Genomic DNA, 2,654 nt, shown 5'->3' with positions numbered 1-2,654 from the left:
ACAGATCGCCGCGTTCCGCCGGGGTGGTCATGGGATTGCGCAGGAAGGCGGGCAGTTCCGCCTGCGGCAGGGGTTCCTCCGCTTCGTCCGCGCGCTCAGCCGCATCTGTCGGCTGTTCCGCTTCGTCCTCGGCGGTGGCGCTTTGGTCATCCGCAGCGGGCGTTTCCTCCTCACCCTCCTCAGCGGCGACCAGGTCGGATATTGCCTCAAGGTCCGGCTCCTCCGCAGGGGCCTCGGGCGCGGGTTCGGCAGCGGTGGGCGGTTCGAAATTCAGCACCACGCCGGTTTCCTCGGGCAGGGGAATCGGATCAGGCGGCGGGGCCGCCGGGCTGGCCGAGCTTTGGACGGGGGGATCCAGACTGTCGAGCGGGCCGGACATCGCCGCGACATGGCTCATCCCCTCTTCCCGGAGGATCTTCTGAACGCCTTTGATGGTAAGCCCGTCTTCGTGCAGAAGCTTCTTGATGCCGCCCAGCAGCAGCATGTCGGCGGGGCGGTAATACCGCCGTCCGCCCGCCCGCTTGATCGGTTTGACCTGACTGAACTTGCTTTCCCAGAACCTCAGGACATGGGCCTGAATTCCAAGCCAATCCGCAACTTCGGAAATCGTGCGAAAGGCGTCTCTTGACTTCGCCATGCTCAGGCTTTGTTGCCGCTGGCGACCCGGTCTTTCATGAGGTGCGAAGGCCGGAACGTCAGGACCCGGCGCGGGTTGATCGGGACTTCCTCCCCCGTCTTGGGGTTGCGCCCCACCCGGGCGGACTTGTCGCGGGCGGAAAACGTCCCGAAGGAGGAGATTTTCACCTGCTCCCCGTTCACCAGCGCGTCGGACATATGTTCGAGCACCGCTTCGACGAGTTGCGCGCTTTCGTTGCGGGACAGTCCCACTTCACGAAAGACGGCCTCGCTCAGATCCATACGAGTCAGGCTCTTGGACATAATAACTCCCGCTTTTGGGGGCAGCATAGGCTACGCGAATTTTTCGAGTCAACAACAGAGCCATCTAAGGCGCTGTTTAGGCATTGATTTAGCAAAAATGCGCCCGGACTACCAGCGCAGAACAACTGCGCCCCAGGCAAGCCCGCCGCCGATGGCTTCGGTCACCAGCAGGTCGCCCTGCTTGATCTGGCCGCTGCCATGCGCCACCGAAAGCGCAAGCGGGATGGACGCGGCAGAGGTATTGCCGTGATCCTGCACGGTGACCACGACGCGCTCCATCGGCAGGCCCAGCTTTTTCGCGGTGCCCTGAATGATGCGGATGTTGGCCTGATGCGGCACGATCCAGTCGATGTCATCCGCCGTGACCCCGGCGCGTTCCATCGCCAGCGTAGCGGTGGAGGCAAGTTTTTCCACCGCGTGGCGGAAGACCTGATTCCCCTGCATCCGCAGATAACCCGTGGTGCCGGTGCTGACGCCGCCGTCCACGTAGAGCAGATCGCGGAACCGCCCGTCGGAATTGAGATCGGTGGCGAGGATGCCCCGGTCCGACGGGGTGCCTTCCGCATCCTGCGCTTCGAGCAGCAGCGCCCCCGCGCCGTCCCCGAAAAGGACGCAGGTGGATCTGTCTGTCCAGTCCATGATCCGGCTGAAAGTTTCCGCCCCGATCACGAGCACCCGGCGCGCCTGGCCGGAGACGATCAGCGCATTGGCGTTGGCGAGCGCATAGACGAAGCCGGCGCAGACGGCTTGAACATCGAATGCAAAGCCCGCGTTCATGCCAAGTTCGGCCTGCACCATCGTGGCTGCCGACGGGAAAGTGAGGTCCGGGGTAGAGGTGGCGAGGATGATCGCATCCACATCCGAGGCCGCGCATCCCGCATCCTTCAACGCCTTGTCGGCGGCGGCGGCGGCCATGGAGGACGTGGTTTCGTCCTCTGCCGCGAAATGGCGACGCTCGATACCCGAACGGGACCGGATCCAGGCGTCATCGGTATCCAGTGTCTTTTCGAATTCGGCGTTTTCCACGACGCGGGCGGGCAGGTAGTGGCCGGCCCCCGCGACGACTGCGCGGATGGTCATGTGACAGTCTCCTCAGCTGGCATTACCGCCGCGACGCGGGCGGCCAGCTTGTCGTTGAACTTGCTCTGCGCCAGTTGCGCCGCGAGCTTGATAGCCGCCGAAACGCCGGTGGCATCGGCGGAGCCGTGCGATTTCACCACCGTCCCGTTGAGGCCAAGGAACACGCCGCCATTGACCCGGCGCGGGTCGACCTTGCGGCGCAGCCGCTGAAGCGAGGTATAGGCGAGCACGGAGGCGAGCTTTGACAGGATGGAGTGTCGGAAGGCTTCGCGCAAGCGGCTTCCGATCATCGTCGCGGTGCCTTCGCCGGTCTTGATCGCGACGTTGCCGGTGAAACCGTCCGTGACGATCACATCCGCCCGGTCGCCCGCGATGTCGCCGCCTTCGACGAATCCCACGAACTCGAACCCGGCGTTGTCTTCCTGCGCCTTGATGAGGTCATAGGCCTCTTTCAACTCGCTCCGGCCCTTGTTCTCTTCGGTGCCCACGTTCAGCAGACCCACCCGCGGGCGGTCGATGTCCATGCTGTTGCGGGTGTAGGACGTGCCCATGAGCGCAAAGCGCATCAGGTCGTCGGCATCCGCGCGCACATCGGCGCCCACGTCGAGCATGACGTTGAATTCCTGCGGATTGGC

4 protein-coding genes are annotated in these 2,654 nt (G+C 64.3%); all 4 read right to left on the bottom strand.

What is annotated here, in order from left to right; translation table 11 throughout:
• Window positions 1-637, bottom strand: a 637-nt coding sequence (locus tag A3764_RS25980) for a MerR family transcriptional regulator (protein WP_236628175.1), incomplete at its 3' end; no start/stop codon positions are given.
• A gap of 2 nt (window positions 638-639) precedes the next feature.
• On the bottom strand, window positions 640-939 hold the full coding sequence (gene ihfA / locus A3764_RS11580; RefSeq protein ID WP_067926781.1) for an integration host factor subunit alpha: 300 nt from the start codon (window positions 937-939) through the stop codon (window positions 640-642).
• 108 nt (window positions 940-1,047) lie between these two features.
• The gene (locus A3764_RS11575; RefSeq protein WP_067926778.1) at window positions 1,048-2,019 is read right to left on the bottom strand and encodes a beta-ketoacyl-ACP synthase III; all 972 of its coding nucleotides are present in this window, start codon (window positions 2,017-2,019) and stop codon (window positions 1,048-1,050) included.
• A partial coding sequence (locus tag A3764_RS11570) for a phosphate acyltransferase (RefSeq protein WP_443069378.1) occupies window positions 2,016-2,654 on the bottom strand: 639 nt, incomplete at its 5' end. The genes A3764_RS11575 and A3764_RS11570, both read right to left, overlap by 4 nt.

Origin of the sequence: Sulfitobacter sp. HI0129, assembly GCF_001635395.1 — a bacterium.
In the GTDB taxonomy this organism is placed as follows: domain Bacteria; phylum Pseudomonadota; class Alphaproteobacteria; order Rhodobacterales; family Rhodobacteraceae; genus Sulfitobacter.
This window is presented reverse-complemented; position numbering and strand designations above follow the sequence as displayed.